A 19,391-nucleotide genomic window follows, 5' to 3' on the forward strand; every position below is an offset into this window, starting at 1 on the left:
GGCCCCCGCTCGCCCGCAGGGGCCCGGCGGCGGGCCTGCTCGCCCGGCCCGGGGCTCCGGCTACAGCTCGCCCTTGCGGGTGAGCTGGTTGAAGGCGATCCACCCCGGCAGCACCGGCAGCCACAGCGTCATCACGCGGTAGAGCAGCACCGCGGGCGCCGCGACCTCCGCCGGCAGACCGACCGCGATCAGGCCCAGTGTGAGCGCGCCCTCGACCGCGCCCATTCCGCCCGGCGTCGGGGCCGCCGAGCCGATCGCGTTCCCCGCGAGGAAGACCACCGCGATGCTCGCGTAACTCAGCTGGGGGACGCCCGGGCCGCTGAACGCCCGGATCGAGGCGTCCAGGCAGAGCACGAACAGGCCGGTCAGCAACAGCATGCCGCTGATGCCCGTCAGCAGCTTCTGCGGCCGCTGCACCACGTCCAGCATGCGCGGCACGACCCCGGCGAACAGCGAGCGCACCCGCGTGACCACGAACTTCCGCAGGAACGGGACCGCCGTCACCACCAGCACCAGCACCGCGACCGTCAGCAGACCGGCGATCACCGTCCGGGACGGGGTCAGCGAGTCCGGAGTCCGCTCCGTACCGGTGAGATAACCGAACAGCGCCAGCAGCATGATGTGGGCGCCGAGCCCGAAGAGCTGCGAGGCCCCGACGCTCGCCACCGCGAGCCCGGGGCGCACCCCGGCGCGCTGGAGGAAGCGGGTGTTCAGGGCCACGCCCCCGATGGCGGCCGGCGCGACGATCTTCACGAACGAGCCGGCCACCTGCGCCTGCACGGTCTTCGAGAACGGCACCCGCTCCGGCACGAAGCCCAGCAGGCTCATCGCCGCCGCCACGTAGCTCAGCGCCGAGAATCCGAGGGCGGCCGCCACCCAGCCCCACTCCGCCTGCTCCACGACCACCCCGAAGTTCGCCTGGGTGACCTGCGAGATCAGGAAGTACGCGGCGATGGCCCCGGCGATGAAGCTGAACAGGGTGCGCGGTTTGATGCGCTCCAGGCGTACCGGTTCGACCGGGGCCTGCGGGCGGATCAGCAGCACCTGACGCCGGATCTGGGCGAGCAGATCCTCCTCGCGGGCCTCCTCCAGCGCGTCGTCCATGGCGCGCTTCTCGGCCTGCTTCTCGGTGCGCAGCGACTTGCGCTCCGCCTTGGGGCTTGTCCTGGGGCCCGCCTTCTGTTCGGTCGTCCGGTCCGCGCCGTGATCCGGGAGCGTCCCCCCGGTGGACTCCTCGGTGGCCCGCGTCTTCGCCTGCTTGGCCGCCTGCGAGGCCTCCACCACCGCTTCCCGCTCGCGCTGCGAACGCTCGCGGGCGATCCGGCGCAACGTCGCCCGGGTGGAGCGGCTCAGCGCGATCGGCTGGAGCAGCGGCAGACAGTCCGCCACCGCGTCCGGGCCCAGCACGGCCAGCGCCCCGGCGACCGACCGCTCGGCCCCCACCCGCAGCCCCAGCGTGGTCAGCAACTGGGCCACGTCCATCCGCAGCACCAGATCACCGGCGGCGATCTCGCCGCCGCGCAGATCCGTCACGAACGCCCTGCCGGAGCGATCCACCAGGAGCGCGTCACCGGTCAGCCTGCGGTGCGCGATCCGGCGCGACTGGAGGGCCTTCACCTGACGCCAGGTGCCACGCACCAGATCGTCGGTGATCTCCTCGTCCTCCATCGAGTCCAGCGTCCGGCCGCCGATGTGCTCGTAGACGAGCATCACCGCGTCGGGGCCCAGCTCCGAGGTGGCGATCAGCTTGGGCGCGTTCGCCCCGGCGGCGATGGCCGCGTACGCGAGCAGCGCCTCCTGCTCCAGCGCCTGGCGCAAGGACTGGATCGAGCGCCGCTGGGTGATCCCGCGCAGTGTGAGCCGCCGCCAGGCCCGGTAGAAGAACCCCTGGGCCTGCTGTTCCCGGTCGACGACGGTGACGTCCAGCGGGGGGCCGTCCTCCAGGGTGACCAGATAGCGCCGCCCCCGGTCGCTCTGGTCGGCGTGGTCCGGGGCGTCCTCGGTGCGCATCGCCGCGACCGGGCGGAAGCCCACGTGCCGCAGCCCCGCCATCAGGTGCTGGCCGGTGGGGCGGACGTTCGGCGAGCCGACCGCGTACAGCGTCCCGTACGCCACGGTCCAGCCGATCAGCACGGTGAGGATGATCGAGAACGGGGTGGTGTACCCGCCCACCAGCATCGCGAACGCGTCGAGCAGCAGCACCACCCACAGCACCACGCGCCAGCGCGGTCGCCGTGCCATCCCGACCGCCGTCATGTACGCGATGACCGGCGCGAGGTAGCCGTGCACCGGGTCGGTCAGACCGCCGGCCGTCTGCGGCTGGGTCAGCGCGTCCTGGATGGTGCCGGGCGCGGACCGCGAGACCCACAGGTCGGTGGCGAGCGTCACCCCGTGGGCGAGCACGGCCGCGAGCACACCGTCCGCGATGCGCAGCCCGTCGCGTTTGATGAGGCGTTCGATGGCGAAGGCGACGGGCACCAGCAGCACGGCGATGCTGGACACCAGACCGGCGATCTTGATCAACAGATCGGGCGCCTGTTCGGTGCCCTTGGAGATGTCGTCCTCCAGGCCGGTGGTGGTGCCCTGGGCGAACGCGGCGATCGAGAACAGGACCGCGATCGCGAGCACCCCGATGAGCAGCCGCATCAGGTCGGAGGGGCGGTGCACCCGGGCGGGGAGCAGCGGCTCGTCGCCGGAGACGCGGTCGGTCAGAGCGGCCTCGGCCGAGGCCAGGGTGGAGCCGGCCGGATGTCCGGTGGTGGACGTCGTGGGGCCGTCGGCACGGGGCGCTCCGGAGGACTCGGAATCGCCGTGCGGGCGCTCCCCGGCATCGGAGGCGTCCGCCGCCTTCGGTGGCTGCACGCCCTGCTCCTTCATCGCCTCTGGTCCGTCTTCGTGTTCTGGTATCACCGGTCACCGCCCGCATGATGGTGGCACGGCCCGTAGACGGAGGAGGGCATCAGGGTGCATCGCACGGGCGCGGGAAGCGCAACATACGCTCGTTTCCACCCGTGTGCACGCGGTGTGCCCGGACGGATACCGTTTCGGCCGGGCTGTCGGTGGCGTACGGCAGGATGGGACGGATGAGCCAGGACCAGACGGACGAGGGCGGGTCCGGCACCGCCCCGACCGGCGCCGAGCTGCCGGAGTACGCGGAGCGCGTCCTCGATGTGACCGACCTGATCCCGCCCGGCCGGGTGATGACCTACGGCGACATCGCGGAGTGGCTGGGCGAGGGAGGACCCCGCCAGGTCGGCCGGGTCATGGCGCTGTACGGATCGGCCGTGCCGTGGTGGCGCGTCGTCCGCTCCGACGGGACCCTGCTCCCCGCCCACGAGCTGCGGGCGCTGGACCACTACCGCGCCGAGGGCACCCCGCTGCGCGAGGCGTCGCACCGGGCGGAGGGGCACATTCCGCGCATCGACATGCGGCGTGCCCGCTGGGACGGTGGCGTGCGACCGGACGACGGCGGCGGTGAGGGCGGACAGACGGGAGCCGCGCGTGACGCGCGCGGTGGGGACGGTGACGCGCGCGGTGCGGGCGGTGACGCGCGCGGTGCGGGCGGTCTCCCCGACCGTGCGGACGGTCGGGGGGACCGTGCGGACGGTCGGGGCGAGAAAGCTCACACCTGACAGCTTCCGCCATCGGCCCCCCGTCGATACGGCCCCACACGACAGCGCACGTGACGGCGGCAGCGCACGTGACGAGCGACGCGGCACAGCCGCTGCCGCCCGTGCCGTCGCTGGCGTAGCGTCGTCATCGCGCGGCACGCGCCGCCCCTTTCCTCTTACCCGTCCGCACCGACCCCGTCCCCGTCCCTCATTACCCGTACACCCGCGTACACCCACCAGGACCGGCGATCCACGTGAGTTCCTCCTCCACCCGGCACAGTCCGCACCGTGAGTCACGGCCGCGGACCACGGGCGCGTACCGCCTGGTCCGCACTCCGCCGGGTTCCGTGGATCCCCCTCTCCTGGACGCAGGCCAGCGCGCGGTGGTTGACCACCCGGGCGGTCCGCTGCTGGTCCTCGCCGGGCCCGGCACCGGGAAGACCACCACCCTCGTCGAATCCGTCGCAGCGCGGGTCGACCGGGGCACCGACCCCGCCCGCGTCCTCGTCCTCACCTTCAGCCGCAAGGCCGCCGTCGAGCTGCGTGACCGGATGGCCGCCCGCCTCGGGGCGGCCCGGGGCCCGCAGGCCACCACGTTCCACTCGTACTGCTACGCCCTGGTCCGGGCCCACCAGGACGCCGACCTGTTCGCCGATCCGCTGCGCCTGCTGTCCGGACCCGAACAGGACGTCACCGTCCGCGAGCTCCTCGCGGGCCAGCTCGACCTGGAGAAGGAGGGCCTGGCCCACGTCCGCTGGCCGGACGAGCTGCGGTCCTGCCTGACCACCCGCGGCTTCGCCGACGAGGTGCGGGCCGTGCTCGCCCGCAGCCGTGAACTGGGCCTCGGTCCGGACGCGCTGGCCGCCTTCGCCCGTCGCACCGGACGCCCGGACTGGACGGCGGCGGCCCAGTTCCTCGCCGAGTACCTCGACATCCTCGACGCCCAGGGCGTCCTGGACTACGCCGAGCTGGTGCACCGCGCGGTCCTGCTCGCCGAGCGCCCCGAGGTGGCGGAGCGGCTGGCCGGGAGTTACGACGCGGTGTACGTCGACGAGTACCAGGACACCGACCCGTCCCAGGTGCGCCTGCTGCACGCCCTGGCGGGCAACCGGGGGCGCGCGCCGGGGTACGCCGAGGAGCCCGGGGCGGCAGCGCGCGGCGGGCGGACGCTGATCGCCTTCGGCGACCCCGACCAGTCGATCTACACGTTCCGGGGCGCCGACGTGAACGGCATCCTCGACTTCCCGGACACTTTCCGCCGGGCGGACGGGGGCCCCGCGCCCGTGGGCGTCCTCACCACCTCCCGCCGCTCCGGGGCCGGACTTCTCGCGGCGACCCGGCTGCTCACCCGCCGGATGCCGCTGACCCGGCTGCCCGCCGACACGGTCCGTGCCCACCGCGATCCCGCCGCCGTCCGGGACGGGGGCGAGGTCGAGACGTACACCTACCCGACCGCGTCCACGGAGCTGGAGAACATCGCGGACCTGCTGCGCCGCGCCCACCTGGAGGACGGGGTGCCGTGGCAGGAGATGGCCGTGCTGGTACGGGCCGGAGGCCGCTCGCTGCCCGCCGTCCGCCGCGCCCTCACCTCCGCCGGAGTCCCCCTGGAGGTCGACGGCGACGACCTGCCGCTGCGCCACGAACCGGCCGTCGCCCCCCTGCTGACGGCGCTGCGGACGGTGGCCGCGGCCGCGCTGCACACCGCCCGTGCCGACGAGGAGCCGGACGCCGCCGGTGCCGACGAGGAGCCGGACGCCGCTGGTGCCGACGAGGAGCCGGACGAGGCGGCGGCCCCCTGGCTCGACTCCGAGACCGCCCTCACCCTTCTCACCTCCCCGCTCGGCTCCATGGACGCCGCCGACCTGCGCCGCCTCGGCCGGGCCCTGCGCGACGAGGAGCGCGCGGCCGGGATCCGGGTCCCCGCACCCTCCGACGCACTGCTGGCCCGCGCCCTCGCCGAGCCCGAACGGCTCGTCACGCACGACCCGGCGTACGCCCACGGCGCGCAGCGCCTCGGCATGCTCCTGCGCAAGGCCCGCGAACTCCTCGAAGGCGGCGGCACCGCCGAGGAGGCCCTGTGGACCCTGTGGAACGGCACCCCCTGGCCCGGCAGGCTGGAGCGGGCCGCGCTGCGCGGCGGGGCTGGCGGGCGCAACGCCGACCGCGATCTCGACGCGGTGTGCGCCCTGTTCGAGACGGCGGCCCGCGCCGAGGAGCGCACCGGCGGGCGCGGGGCCCTCAACTTCCTCGAAGAGGTCGACGCCCAGGACATCGCCGCGGACACCCTCTCGCGGCGGACCGCCCGCCCCGACGCCGTACGCCTGATGACCGCCCACCGTTCCAAGGGCCTGGAGTGGCGGCTCGTCGTCGTCGCCGGGGTCCAGGAAGGGCTCTGGCCCGACCTGCGCCGCCGGGGCTCCCTCCTGGAGGCCGACCGGATCGGCCGGGACGGACTCGCCGAACCCCTCACGCCCGGGGCCCTCCTCGCCGAGGAGCGCCGGCTCTTCTACGTCGCCGCCACCCGCGCCCGCGACCGCCTCGTCGTCACCGCCGTGAAGGCCCCCGCCGACGACGGCGACCAGCCCTCCCGCTTCCTGACCGAGCTGGGCGTCGAACCCCGCGACGTCACCGGCCGCCCGCGCCGCCCCCTCGCCGTCGCCGCGCTCGTCGCCGAGCTGCGCGCCACCACGGTCGACCCGGCCGCCTCCGACGCGCTGCGTGAGGCCGCCGCCCACCGCCTCGCCCGGCTCGCCGCGCTCACCGACGACGAGGGGCAGCCGCTGGTGCCCGCGGCCCACCCGTACCGCTGGTGGGGCCTGGAGGAGCCGACCCGCTCCGCCGTCCCCCTCCGCGACCGCGACCAGCCCGTCACCCTCTCCGGCTCCGCGCTGGACCAGCTCGCCAACACCTGCGCCCTCCAGTGGTTCCTGGGCCGCGAGGTGAAGGCCGACGCCCCGGCCACCGCCGCCCAGGGGTTCGGCAACGTCGTCCACGTACTCGCCGACGAGGTGGCCTCCTCCCGGACCCCCGCAGACCTGGACGTCCTCATGGAACGCCTGGACTCGGTGTGGAACGGCCTCGCCTTCGACGCCCCCTGGAAGTCCGAGCAGGAGAAGGAGCACGCCCGCGCCGCCCTGGAACGCTTCCTGCACTGGCACGTCCTGGACCGGGGCGGCCGCACCCCCGCCGCGAGCGAGCACGGCTTCGACGTGACCCTGGAGGCGGGCGAGTACGCCGTCCGCATCCGGGGCTCGATGGACCGGGTCGAACAGGACGCCGAGGGCCGGGCGTACGTCGTCGACTTCAAGACCGGCAAGGGCGCGCCCACCAAGGACGAGGTCGCCGCCCACCCCCAGCTCGCCGTCTACCAGCTCGCCGTCCGCGAGGGCGCGGTCGACGAGGTCTTCGACGGCCGGCGACCGGAGCCGGGCGGGGCCGAGCTGGTCCAGCTCCGCCAGCCCGCGCCCAAGAAGGAGGGCGGTGACGCTTTCCCCAAGGTCCAGGCCCAGGAGCCGCTGGCGGGGGAGTGGGTCTCCGGGCTGCTCGCCACCGCCGCCGGAAAGGTCCTGGACGAACGCTTCACACCCACCACCGGTACCCACTGCGCCCACTGCGCCTTCCGCGCGTCGTGCAGCGCGCAGCCGGAGGGGCGCCAGGTGGTCGAGTAGGGCCTTTCGTGGGCATCGGCCCGGGTTGTCAGTGGCTCCGGTTACCGTTTCTCACGTGTCCCCGCGCCTCACCGATCCCGAGCAGCTCAAGGAGCTCCTCGGGATCCCGTTCACCCCGGAGCAGATGGCCTGCGTCACCGCGCCGCCCGCCCCGCAGGTGATCGTGGCCGGAGCCGGGTCGGGCAAGACCACCGTGATGGCCGCCCGGGTCGTCTGGCTCGTCGGCACCGGACAGGTCGCGCCGGAGCAGGTCCTCGGCCTCACCTTCACCAACAAGGCGGCGGGCGAGCTGGCCGAGCGCGTCCGCAGGGCACTGATCGCCGCCGGGGTCACCGACCCCGACGTCATCGACCCGGACAACCCCCCGGGCGAGCCCGCCATCTCCACGTACCACGCCTTCGCCGGCCGCCTCCTCACCGAGCACGGCCTGCGCATCGGCCTGGAGCCGACCACCCGCCTCCTCGCCGACGCCACCCGCTACCAGCTCGCCGCGAAGGTGCTGCGCGAGGCCCCGGGCCCCTACCCGGCGCTCACCCGGTCCTTCCCCACCCTGGTCAGCGATCTTCTGGCGCTCGACGGGGAGCTCTCCGAACACCTCGTACGGCCCGGCGCGCTCGACACGTACGACACCGAGCTGCTGAGCGCCCTGGAGCACACCAAACTCAGCAACGCCGACCTGCGCAAGATCCCCGAGACCGCCGAGGCCCGCCGCTCCCTCCTCGCCCTCACCGAGCGCTACCGGGCCGCCAAGCGCAGCCGGGACCTGGTGGACTTCGGCGACCAGATCGCCCTCTCCGCCGAGCTGGCCCTGACCCGGCCCGAGGTCGGGAGGATCCTGCGCGAGGAGTTCCGGGTCGTCCTCCTCGACGAGTACCAGGACACCTCGGTGGCCCAGCGACTGCTCCTCTCCGCGCTGTTCGGCAGCGGTACGGAGTCCGGGGAGGGCGGCCGCACGCCCACCGGCCACGCGGTGACCGCCGTGGGCGACCCCTGCCAGGCGATCTACGGCTGGCGCGGCGCGTCCGTCGCCAACCTCGACGACTTCCCCGAGCACTTCCCCCACGCCGACGGCACCCCCGCCACCCGATACAGCCTCAGTGAGAACCGGCGCAGCGGCGGCCGTCTCCTCCAGCTCGCCAACGGCCTCGCCGAACCCCTGCGGGCGATGCACGAGGGCGTCGAGGCGCTTCGCCCCGCCCCTGGGGCCGAGCGGGACGGCATGGTCCGCTGCGCCCTGCTGACCACGCACACCGAGGAGATCGACTGGCTCGCCGACTCCCTCGCCCACCTCGTGCGCACCGGCACCCCGCCGGGCGAGATCGCCGTTCTGTGCCGCACGGCCGGGGACTTTCCCGCGATCCAGGCGGCGCTGGTCGCCCGGGACGTCCCGGTCGAGGTCGTCGGCCTCGCCGGGCTGCTCCACCTGCCCGAGGTGGCGGACCTGGTCGCCGTCTGCGAGGTCCTCCAGGACCCGGGGGCCAACGCCTCCCTGGTCCGCCTCCTCACCGGACCGCGCTGGCGCATCGGCCCCCGCGACCTCGCGCTCCTGGGCCGCCGCGCCCGCCTCCTCGTGCACCGGGCGGGCCACGCGGACGACGCCGACGCGGACCAGCGGCTCGCGGAGGCGGTCGAGGGCACGGACCCGGCCGAGGTGATATCGCTCGCGGACGCGCTGGACACCTTCCTGGTCGTGGGGGACGCGGCCGACGACGGGCTGCCGTTCTCCGCCGAGGCCCGCGTCCGCTTCGCCCGCCTCGCCCGGGAGCTGCGCGACCTGCGCCGCTCGCTCGCGGACCCCCTGATGGACGTCCTGCACCGGGTCCTGGCCACCACCGGCCTGGAGGTCGAGCTGTCCGCGTCCCCGCAGGCGCTGGCCGCCCGCCGCCGGGAGACCCTCGCCAACTTCCTGGACACCGCGGCCCGGTTCGCCTCCCTGGACGGCGAGGCGACCCTGCTCGCCTTCCTCGGCTTCCTGCGGACCGCCGCACAGTACGAGAAAGGCCTCGACAACGCGCTGCCCGGCGGCGAGAACACCGTCAAGGTCCTCACCGCCCACAAGTCCAAGGGCCTGGAGTGGGACGTCGTCGCCGTACCCGGACTGGTCACGGGCCAGTTCCCGAGCGACCGGGCCCGGGAGGCGTGGACCGCCCAGGCCCAGGTGCTCCCGCACGCCCTGCGCGGCGACGCGGAGACGCTCCCGGCCCTCGACACGCACGACGGCCTCGACGCCAAGGGGATCAAGGCGTTCAAGGTGGAGATGAAGGAGCATCAGCACACGGAGGAGCTGCGGCTCGGGTACGTCACCTTCACCCGCCCCCGCTCCCTGCTCCTCGGCTCCGGCCACTGGTGGGGCCCGTCCCAGAAGCGGACGCGCGGCCCGTCCGCCTTCCTCGAAGCGCTGTACGAGCACTGCGCTGCGGGCCACGGGGAGATCGAGGCCTGGGCGGACGAGCCCGCCGAGGACGAGGAGAACCCGGCCCTCGCAGAGCGGGACGCCGACCTGGCCTGGCCGCTCCCGCTCGACGCCGACGCCCTCGCCCGCCGCCGCGCCGCCCGGGACACGGTGCTGGCCCACCTGGAGCGGCTGGCCACCGGTGAGCCTCCGCACGAGCCCGATGCCCCACGGGTCGACGAGGAACTGTTTGACCCTGAGCCGTTCGACGGGGAGCCGTCCGACCCTGAGCCGTTCGACGGGGAGCCGTTCGACAGGGACTGGGACTGGGACGCGCTCCCCACCGAACGACCCCCAGGTGCACCCGGGACGGCACCGGACCCGGCCCCGGCCCCGGCACCCGATACCGCACCGCACCCACCCCCACACATCCCGGCCGCCCGCCACCCCCAGGAGGCCGGTGCCGCGGAACGGCTCACCCCCGAGGAGGCCCGCACCCTCGCCTCCTGGGACCGGGACCTGGACTCCCTGGCCGGGGAGCTGCGCCGCGCCCGCGCCACCGTGCGCGAGGTCCTCGTGCCCGCCGCGCTCTCCGCCACCCAGTTGCTGCGGCTGGCCGAGGACCCCGACGCCTTCGCCCGGGAGCTCGCCCGGCCCATGCCCCGTCCGCCCCAGCCCGCCGCCCGCCGGGGCACCCGGTTCCACGCCTGGGTGGAGTCGCGGTACGAGGAACTGCCGCTGCCCATGCTCGGCCCCGACGAACTGCCGGGGGGCGACGAGAGCGATGCGGAGATCGCCGACGAGCGGGACCTCGCCGAGCTGAAGGAGGCGTTCGAGCGCACCGCGTACGCCCGGCGCACGCCGTACCGGGTGGAGACCCCGTTCCAGATCACCCTGGCGGGCCGCGTGATCCGGGGCCGGATCGACGCCGTCTACCGCACGGGCGACCGGTACGAGATCGTCGACTGGAAGACCACCCGCCACCGCACCGCCGACCCGCTCCAGCTCGCCGTCTACCGGCTGGCCTGGGCCGAACTGCACGATCTGCCGCTCGAAGAGGTCACCGCCACCTTCCTCTACGTACGCAGCGGGGAGACCGTCCAGCCGCGGGGACTGCCCGGCCGGGCCGAGCTGGAGCGGATCCTGCTGGACGAGCCGGCCCCCGAGGACGGATAGGCTCAAGAGCATGAGCGAGACCCCGGACAGCGCCGTCCGTACGTACACCGAACAGCACCGCGCAGCCTTCCTCGACGACCTCGCGGAGTGGCTGCGCATCCCGTCCGTGTCCGCGCAGCCGGAGCACGACGGGGACGTACGGCGCAGCGCGGAGTGGCTGAGCGCCAAGCTCAAGGAGACCGGCTTCCCGGTCGCCGAGATCTGGGAGACCCCCGGGGCGCCTGCGGTCTTCGCCGAGTGGTCCAGCGAGGACCCGGACGCCCCGACGGTCCTGGTCTACGGCCACCACGACGTGCAGCCCGCCGCCCGGGAGGACGGCTGGGCGACGGATCCGTTCGAGCCGGTGATCCGGGACGGCCGGATGTACGGGCGCGGCGCGGCCGACGACAAGGGCCAGGTGTTCTTCCACACCCTCGGGGTCCGCGCCCACCTCGCCGCGACCGGCCGCACCACCCCCGCCGTGAACCTCAAGCTGCTGATCGAGGGCGAGGAGGAGTCGGGCTCCCCGCACTTCCGCGCCCTGGCCGAGCAGCGGGCGGACCGACTCGCCGCCGACGCGGTGATCGTCTCGGACACCGGCATGTGGGACGAGGACACCCCGACCGTCTGCACGGGCATGCGCGGCCTCGCCGAGTGCGAGATCGAGCTGTACGGCCCCGCCCAGGACATCCACTCCGGATCGTTCGGCGGAGCCGTCCCCAACCCGGCCACCGAGATCGCCCGCCTCGTCGCCGCCCTCCACGACGCGGACGGCAAGGTCGCGATCCCCGGCTTCTACGACGGGGTCACCGACCTCACCGACACCGAGCGGGCCCTCTTCGCCGAGCTGCCCTTCGACGAGGCCACCTGGCTGCGCACCGCGAAGTCGGAGGCCGCGGCCGGCGAGGCCGGGTACTCCACGCTGGAGCGCGTCTGGGCCCGCCCCACCGCCGAGGTCAACGGCATCGGCGGCGGCTACCAGGGCGTCGGCAGCAAGACGATCATCCCCTCCTCGGCCCTGGTGAAGATCAGCTTCCGGCTGGTCGACGGCCAGGAGCCCGACCGCGTCCAGCAGGCCGTGCGGAGCTGGGCCGAGGCCCGTATGCCGGCGGGCGTCCGCCAGCGGATCGCCTTCCAGCCGGCCACCCGGCCCTGCCTGACCCCGCTGGACCACCCCGCCCTCCAGGCGGTGGCCCGCGCGATGGGCCGGGCCTTCGGGAAGAAGATCCTCTTCACCCGCGAAGGAGGATCCGGCCCCGCCGCCGACCTCAGGGACGTGCTCGGCGCACCCGTTCTCTTCCTCGGCATCTCCGTACCCTCCGACGGCTGGCACGCCCCCGACGAGAAGGTCGAGCTCGACCTGCTGCTCAAGGGTGTGGAGACGACCGCCCACCTGTGGAGCGAGCTGGCCACGGCACTGCGCTGAACGCCGTACCTGCTGACCGCCCGTATTTGCTGAATGCCCGCGACCACTGCACGCCCGGAATCGGAACTCCGCTGAATCCTCTGCACACCCTCCACGTATCTGTGCACACCCGATCCACCCAGGGGGAGTAGGAAGCACCTGTGAGCACCTTCGACAACGCCACCGCAGACCGCCCGATCGGCCTCACCTCGCCGAGCGGCATCGACCGCGCGGCACACCACCGCCTCGACGAGGCGTGGCTGGCCGTGGCGTGGAGCCACCCGACGACCCGCGTCTTCGTCGTCTCCGGCGGGCAGGTGCTGATCGACGACACCCCCGACGGGGGCACCGAGATCGTCATGACCCAGGCCTTCGAGGCCCCGGTCACCGAGACCCACCGGTATTTCCTCGGCACCGACGAGGACGGCGTCAGCTACTTCGCGCTCCAGAAGGACTCGCTGCCCGGCCGCATGGACCAGTCGGCCCGGCCCGCCGGGCTCCGCGAGGCGGGGCTTCTCCTCGGCCCCCGCGACGCGGGCCTGATGGCGCACGCCGTCGCCCTGGAGAACTGGCAGCGGCTGCACCGTTTCTGCTCCCGTTGCGGCGAGCGCACCGTCATCGCGGCGGCCGGCCACATCCGCCGCTGCCAGGCCTGCGGCGCCGAGCACTACCCGCGCACCGACCCGGCGGTCATCATGCTGGTCACCGACGACCGGGACCGGGCCCTCCTGGGCCGCCAGGTTCACTGGCCGGAGGGCCGCTTCTCCACGCTCGCCGGATTCGTCGAGCCGGGGGAGTCGATCGAGCAGTCCGTGGCCCGCGAGGTCTACGAGGAGGCCGGGGTCACCGTCGGCGAGGTCGAGTACATCGCCAGCCAGCCCTGGCCGTTCCCCTCCAGCCTGATGCTCGGCTTCATGGCGCGGGCGACCACCTTCGACATCACCGTCGACGGCGAGGAGATCGAGGAGGCCCGCTGGTTCTCCCGCGAGGACCTCACCGCGGCCTTCGAATCCGGCGAGGTCATGCCCCCGTTCGGCATCTCGATCGCGGCCCGCCTGATCGAGCTCTGGTACGGAAAGCCGCTCCCGAGGCCCGGCAGCGCGAAGCGGACCGACTGAGCACTCCCGGACGCACCGCTGCCCCCGGCGGTGCCGGGGGCAGCGGTGTGCGCGACGGGCGGTCGTCCATCGGCCGGGATCAGGCGGCGAGCGCCTGCTTCACCTGGGCGAGCGACGGGTTCGTCATGACCGACTCGGTGCCCGACGGGGCCACGATCAGCAGCGTGGGGACCGTCTGGTTTCCGCCATTCGCCTTCTCGACGAACGCGGCCGACTCCGGGTCGTGCTCGATGTTGACCTCGTTGTACGCGATGCCCTCGCGGTCCATCTGGCTCTTCAGCCGACGGCAGTAGCCGCACCAGGTGGTGCTGTACATCGTCACAGTGCCCGCCATGTCGCTGGCGCTCCTTCGTCTCGTCCGTACGCTGCGCGGCCGGCAGCGTCACCAACGGTCGGGCCGCTGTCGAGGCCCTTCCGCATGGATAGGGAACGCACGGGACGCGGCCACCATTCCCACCACGCCCCGTGTCGGCCCCGTCTCGGCCCCGGTCCCGGCCCCGTGCCGCGCTGGCCGGTACGACGAATACCTCACCCCTGTGGACAACCGCCGCATCCGCCCCGTGGGACCTGGCAGCATGGCGGGGTGACAGCAGCAACGCACTCCACCCTCTTCCCCCAGGTTCCCGAGACCCCGGACGCCGTGCTCGACGGGCTCGACCCCGAGCAGCGCGAGGTGGCTCTGGCCCTGCACGGACCGGTGTGCGTGCTGGCCGGAGCGGGTACGGGCAAGACCCGCGCGATCACGCACCGCATCGCGTACGGGGTGCGTGCGGGCATTCTCCAGCCGGCCACGGTGCTTGCCGTCACCTTCACCAACCGGGCCGCCGGAGAGATGCGCGGCCGGCTGCGACAGCTCGGCGCGACCGGCGTCCAGGCACGGACCTTCCACTCCGCCGCCCTCCGCCAGCTCCAGTACTTCTGGCCGAAAGCCGTCGGTGGCGAGCTGCCCCGGCTGCTGGAGCGGAAGGTGCAGCTGGTCGCCGAGGCCGCCGCCCGCTGCGAGCTCCGGCTCGACCGCAACGAGCTGCGGGACGTCACCAGCGAGATCGAGTGGGCCAAGGTCACCCAGACCGTCCCCGCCGATTATCCGGCGGCCGTCGCCAAGACCCAGCGGGACGCCCCCCGCGATCCGGCGGTCCTCTCGCAGATCTACTCCACGTACGAACAGCTCAAGCGCGACCGCTCGGTGATCGACTTCGAGGACGTGCTGCTGCTCACCGTCGGCATCCTCCAGGACCGGACCGACATCGCCGACCACGTGCGCGGCCAGTACCAGCACTTCGTCGTCGACGAGTACCAGGACGTGAGCCCGCTCCAGCAGCGGCTGCTCGATCTCTGGGTCGGGGACCGGGACGATCTCTGCGTCGTCGGCGACGCCAGCCAGACGATCTACTCCTTCACCGGCGCCACCCCCGACCACCTGTTGAACTTCCGCACCCGCCACCCGGGGGCGACCGTGGTCAAGCTGGTGCGGGACTACCGCTCCACGCCCCAGGTCGTCCACCTCGCCAACGGCCTGCTGAGCCAGGCCCACGGCAAGGCGGCCGACCACCGGCTGGAGCTGGTGTCGCAGCGTGACAAGGGGCCCGAGCCCGTCTACGCGGAGTATTCCGACGAGCCCACGGAGGCCGAGGGCACCGCCCGGCGGATCCGCGATCTCGTCGCCGCGGGCGTGCCGGCCGGTGAGATCGCCGTCCTCTATCGCGTCAACTCCCAGTCCGAGGTCTACGAGCAGGCACTCGCGGACGCCGGGGTGCCTTACCAGCTGCGCGGCGCCGAGCGGTTCTTCGAGCGGGCCGAGGTCCGCGAGGCGGGCACCGCCCTGCGCGGCGCGGCCCGCGCCGGAGGCAACGACTCGCTCCTCGACGGGGCGGAGGACCTGGCCGCCCAGGTGCGGGCGGTGCTCTCCACCAAGGGCTGGACCAGCCGGCCGCCCGCCGGGTCGGGAGCCGTGCGTGACCGCTGGGAGTCACTGGCCGCGCTGGTGCGCCTCGCGGAGGACTTCGAGACGGCGAGACCGGGGGCGACCCTGACCGACCTGGTCCGTGAGCTGGACGAGCGGGCCGCCTCGCAGCACGCCCCGACGGTGCAGGGCGTGACGCTGGCCTCGCTGCACTCGGCGAAGGGCCTCGAATGGGACGCCGTGTTCCTGGTCGGCCTGACCGAGGGCATGATGCCGATCGCCTACGCCAAGACCGACGAGCAGGTCGAGGAGGAGCGGCGCCTGATGTACGTCGGAATCACCCGCGCCCGCGTCCACCTCTCGCTCTCCTGGGCCCTGTCCCGGTCACCGGGCGGCCGGGCGAGCCGACGGCCGACCCGTTTCCTGAACGGGCTGCGCCCGGGCTCGACGGCCTCGGGCTCGCGGAGCGGCGTCGGCGGCGGCGGAGGGATCGACCGGGGATCCGGCCGGGCCGCCGTCGAGCGGACCCCGGCCGTCGAGCGCAAGCCCAGGAGCCCGGTGCGCTGCCGGGTCTGCGGACGCACGCTCACCGACGCGGGCGAGATGAAGCTGATGCGCTGCGAGGAGTGCCCCTCGGACATGGACGAGGCGCTGTACGGGCGGCTGTACGACTGGCGTGCCGCCCAGGCGGCCCTGCTGGGGCAGCCTGACTTCTGCGTGTTCACCGAGAAGACGCTCATGGCGATCGCCGAGGCGGTGCCGTCCACCGCGGGCGAGTTGGTCGTCATCGCCGGCGTCGGCAACCGGAAGTTGAGCCGCTTCGGCACCGATGTTCTGGCCATCTGCGCAGGTGAGGCGATTGATGGCGGGTCCGAGGAGGGTGCGGACGAGAGCTGAGGAAAACTCGTCGAGAAAATAGTTTGCGCCCGCCCCAGTCGTCACCATAGGTTCTTAACCACGGGAACAGCGACTTCTCTGAAGCCCTGATTCCGTGCTGTACTTATCCGAATACGCAGGACCGGTCCCGGCCGGTCCCCCTGAGACGCCGAGAGGAGGCGATTGAAGTGATCAGCATCATCGAAACCCAGAAAATGACCGATCTCTCGGTCGTCTCCGCCTGCTCGCTCGGCCTCACCCGCTCCTCGGTTGCCTCGCTTCGCGCCACCGGTCTGTCCGGCGTCTCCGCCGTCCGTCCGCTGTCCCTGGTGAGCCTCCCCGTGACGCGGGAGCGTAATGAGCGACCGATCGAGGCACCGGCGGCAGCAGTAGCGAAGGCAGCACAGGCTCAGGCCTATGCCTTTGCGGCAGCCGGTGCCGGAGCCGAGAAGCAGACGCAGCACCACCACACGATGTGGGCCTTCCGTGGGCCTGAACCCTGGAGCGATCCAGCCTGATCCAGCATCAGGCCGGCGCCTTCAGGGCCGCGGAACCCCACTCGGGATCCGCGGCCCTTTTGTTTTGTCCGAACGGACAGGACAGAGCGAAGGAGCCTCGGGACAAGCAGGACCTGGTACCAGCAGCCGCCAACCGGCCAACAGGCCGGCACGACCAGACGAGGACACCACCCACCGTGCACATCGAAACGCACGCCCCGTCAGTACCGCTTTCCACCCCGATCTCGCCGCCCGGCTCCACGGAGGACTCCGCCTTGACCCCGCTCACCACGCTCACCGCGCTCGACGACGCCATCGAGAACCTCGGCGTACCCGTCCCCTGCCGTTCCTACGACCCGGAGGTCTTCTTCGCCGAGTCGCCCGCCGACGTCGAGTACGCCAAGTCCCTCTGCCGTACCTGCCCGCTCGTCGAGGCCTGCCTCGCCGGGGCGAAGGACCGCCGCGAGCCGTGGGGTGTCTGGGGCGGCGAGCTCTTCGTCCAGGGCGTCGTCGTGGCTCGCAAGCGTCCGCGTGGCCGTCCGCGCAAGAACCCGGTCGCAGCGTGATCGCGACCCGTGGGGTCCCCGCCCCCACGCGCAGGCTCCGCCTCGGAACGATCGACCGTCCCCAGACCCATGACCCCCGGAATCAGGCACCGATGATCACCCCCACGAAGGAGCCCGTCGGCTCCGCCACCCCCGACGTCACCATCATCGGCGCGAACGACTCGCGTCAGAACAGGACCCGCGAAATGCAACTCATCCCAGAAGCCATGGCGCGTGCGCATATGCGCGACCGCCTGCGGGAGGCCCAGGAGGACCGCCAGTCGGCCCGCCTCATCGCCGCCCGCCGGATGCAGCGCCGAGCGGAGCGCGCCTCGCTGCGCGCCCGCCGCGCGCTGGCCATGGCGGTCATGCACTGACCGTGCACCCATCACCGCACCGCGGGGCCGTCCGGACACGGACGGCCCCGCGGTGCGGTGTACCGCCGCCCATCAGGTCACGGGGATATCGTCAGAAGGTGGACGAGGAGACCCATCCCCCCGAACAACCCACCGAGCACAGCGTGGTGTGCGCCCGCTGCGGCACCGCCGCCGAGGGCGACCCAGCCCCTCCGACCTGGCTCTGTTCCGTGGAGGACGGACGACGTCTCCTCTTCTGCGAGGGCTGTGCCCGCCTCCACATCCGCGCCATCGAGAGCCGCCTCGACTCACTCTGGTGGTAACCGATGCTCCCTGATCTCTCCTACGCCTGGACGGGCTTTCCCTCCGGCTCGCCCTCCTCCTCGGCGTACTCCGTCTCCTCCACCTCGGTGTCCTCGACGTCCTCGGCGTCCTCCGCGAGGAACCCCGGCAGCCACGCCTCGAGCTCGTCGCGCAGCCGGACCGTCGCGCCCAGCTGGCACAGCACCCCGATCGTGCTGAGCGTCACCCGGTGGATGAGGACGTAGGACGGCGGGAGATTCAGCTGCCGGCCGAGCTGATGGGCGGGGGAGCGCGGATCGGCTATGCGGGCCGCCTGTTCACGGATCCAGCCCCGGCTGAAGGTGAACTCCTCCACCTGCGTGGGCTCGATGATCGGGAGCAGGTAGTCGAGCACCGCGTCCGGGTCCAGGTCGATCGACTCCTTCACGAAGCCCTCTTCGCGCAGCAGCCCGTACACTCCCGCCGCGTCGCCCTCCAGCGTCAGCCGCAGGGAGTCGCCGATGTTCCGTGGCAGCCCGCCCGGCAGCCGGTCGACCGTGCCGAAGTCCAGCACCCCCAGCCGCCACGACCCGAACGAACCGCCGTCCTCCTCCGCGAGCGCCGCGTCGTCCGAGAGCTCCGCGTTCTCGGGACGCTCCGCGTTCTCGGGACGATCCGCGTTCTCCGGTGCCGGGGGCAGCAGCCGGAAGTTGCCCGGGTGCGGGTCGGCGTGCAGCAGACCGGTGCGTGCCGGGCCGGAGAAGAGGAAGCGGGCCAGCAACTGTCCCGCACGGTCCCGCTGTTCCGCCGTTCCCTCCGCGATGACCTCGGACAGCGGTATCCCGTCGATCCACTCCGTCACCAGCACCTGGTCGGACTGGTGCACCACCTGAGGGATCACCACATCCAGGTCGCCCTCGAACTCCGCCGCGTGCTCCTGCTGCGCCCGGGCCTCCAGCTCGTAGTCCAGTTCCTCCGATACCCGGTCCCGCAACTCCTTGATCAGCGGCTTGATGTCCATCCCCGGGACCAGCGGGCCGAGCAGCCTGGCGAAGCGGCTGAGCTGGGACAGGTCGGAGAGCAAGGCCTCGCCCGCGCCGGGATACTGCACCTTCACCGCGACCTCGCGGCCGTCGTGCCACACCGCCCGGTGCACCTGCCCGATCGAGGCGGCAGCCGCCGGCGTGTCCTCGAACTCCAGGAAATACTCCCGCCAGTCCTCCCCGATCCGTGTCGCGAGAACCCCGTGGACCGTGCGCGCGGGCAGTGGCGGCGCGGCCTCCTGGAGCTTGGTCAGTGCGGCCCGGTACGGGCCGGCGACCTCCTCGGGCAGGGCCGACTCGAAGACGGAGAGGGCCTGGCCCAGCTTCATGGCCCCGCCCTTCAGCTCGCCCAGGGTCTTGAACAGCTGGTCCGCCGTGCGCTGCTGCACCTCACGGGCGACCAGCTCGGCCGACTTTCCGCCGATCCGCTTGCCCAGACCCCATGTGGCACGGCCTGCGAAGCCGAGCGGAAGCGCGGCCAGCTTGGCCGTACGCGTAACCGCCTTCCGGGGAAGATCAGACATGTGCCCCTCCAGTTCC

Annotated in this window: 13 protein-coding genes; 10 read left to right on the plus strand and 3 right to left on the minus strand. The window is 73.0% G+C overall.

Translation table 11 applies throughout. The features are described 5' to 3' along the window. Positions 1-60: 60 nt before the first annotated feature. Positions 61-2,862: a lysylphosphatidylglycerol synthase domain-containing protein gene (locus ACH4RG_RS08085; protein WP_398539266.1), complete on the minus strand. Its 2,802-nt coding sequence runs from the start codon at positions 2,860-2,862 to the stop codon at positions 61-63. 221 nt (positions 2,863-3,083) lie between these two features. Here ACH4RG_RS08085 and ACH4RG_RS08090 point away from each other — a divergent pair, with 221 nt between their 5' ends. From ACH4RG_RS08090 to nudC, 5 genes are all read left to right on the plus strand, one after another. After that, positions 3,084-3,632 (plus strand): MGMT family protein, encoded by a 549-nt coding sequence (locus tag ACH4RG_RS08090; protein ID WP_398539267.1) that lies wholly within the window; start codon positions 3,084-3,086, stop codon positions 3,630-3,632. 233 nt (positions 3,633-3,865) lie between these two features. Continuing rightward, positions 3,866-7,279 carry an ATP-dependent helicase gene (locus ACH4RG_RS08095; protein ID WP_397929164.1) on the plus strand — a complete coding sequence of 1,138 codons (3,414 nt, stop codon included), beginning with the start codon at positions 3,866-3,868 and terminating at the stop codon, positions 7,277-7,279. Positions 7,280-7,334: 55 nt separating this feature from the next. Further along, positions 7,335-10,847 (plus strand): UvrD-helicase domain-containing protein, encoded by a 3,513-nt coding sequence (locus tag ACH4RG_RS08100; protein WP_397929166.1) that lies wholly within the window; start codon positions 7,335-7,337, stop codon positions 10,845-10,847. Positions 10,848-10,857: 10 nt separating this feature from the next. After that, complete coding sequence (locus ACH4RG_RS08105; RefSeq protein WP_397929169.1) at positions 10,858-12,252, plus strand: dipeptidase; 1,395 nt, start codon at positions 10,858-10,860, stop codon at positions 12,250-12,252. A 140-nt stretch (positions 12,253-12,392) separates the two neighbouring features. Next, positions 12,393-13,349 carry an NAD(+) diphosphatase gene (gene nudC, locus ACH4RG_RS08110; protein ID WP_397921554.1) on the plus strand — a complete coding sequence of 319 codons (957 nt, stop codon included), beginning with the start codon at positions 12,393-12,395 and terminating at the stop codon, positions 13,347-13,349. A 79-nt stretch (positions 13,350-13,428) separates the two neighbouring features. Here the strand turns inward: nudC and ACH4RG_RS08115 are convergent, their stop codons facing one another. Beyond that, entirely contained in the window at positions 13,429-13,683 is a 255-nt protein-coding gene (locus ACH4RG_RS08115; RefSeq protein ID WP_006127421.1) for a glutaredoxin domain-containing protein, read from the minus strand. 249 nt (positions 13,684-13,932) lie between these two features. On the opposite strand from ACH4RG_RS08115, the gene ACH4RG_RS08120 reads away from it, so the two are divergent. From ACH4RG_RS08120 to ACH4RG_RS08140, 5 genes are all read left to right on the plus strand, one after another. Next, positions 13,933-16,149, plus strand: a complete 2,217-nt coding sequence (locus ACH4RG_RS08120) for an ATP-dependent DNA helicase UvrD2 (RefSeq protein ID WP_397921552.1) — start codon at positions 13,933-13,935, stop codon at positions 16,147-16,149. Positions 16,150-16,316: 167 nt separating this feature from the next. Continuing rightward, positions 16,317-16,646 (plus strand): hypothetical protein, encoded by a 330-nt coding sequence (locus ACH4RG_RS08125; protein ID WP_361879145.1) that lies wholly within the window; start codon positions 16,317-16,319, stop codon positions 16,644-16,646. Between the two features lie 176 nt (positions 16,647-16,822). Next, complete coding sequence (locus ACH4RG_RS08130) at positions 16,823-17,191, plus strand: WhiB family transcriptional regulator (protein WP_007460056.1); 369 nt, start codon at positions 16,823-16,825, stop codon at positions 17,189-17,191. Continuing rightward, positions 17,188-17,547, plus strand: coding sequence for a hypothetical protein (locus ACH4RG_RS08135; RefSeq protein WP_397921550.1), 360 nt, complete (start codon positions 17,188-17,190; stop codon positions 17,545-17,547). Before ACH4RG_RS08130 ends, ACH4RG_RS08135 begins: the two co-directional genes overlap by 4 nt. 98 nt (positions 17,548-17,645) lie before the next feature. Beyond that, entirely contained in the window at positions 17,646-17,849 is a 204-nt protein-coding gene (locus ACH4RG_RS08140; RefSeq protein ID WP_397921548.1) for a hypothetical protein, read from the plus strand. Between the two features lie 20 nt (positions 17,850-17,869). Here the strand turns inward: ACH4RG_RS08140 and ACH4RG_RS08145 are convergent, their stop codons facing one another. Further along, positions 17,870-19,375 carry an ABC1 kinase family protein gene (locus tag ACH4RG_RS08145; RefSeq protein WP_397921546.1) on the minus strand — a complete coding sequence of 502 codons (1,506 nt, stop codon included), beginning with the start codon at positions 19,373-19,375 and terminating at the stop codon, positions 17,870-17,872. Positions 19,376-19,391 lie beyond the last annotated feature (16 nt).

It is taken from the genome of Streptomyces sp. NPDC021019, from assembly GCF_044333295.1.
Taxonomy (GTDB): Bacteria; Actinomycetota; Actinomycetes; order Streptomycetales; family Streptomycetaceae; genus Streptomyces.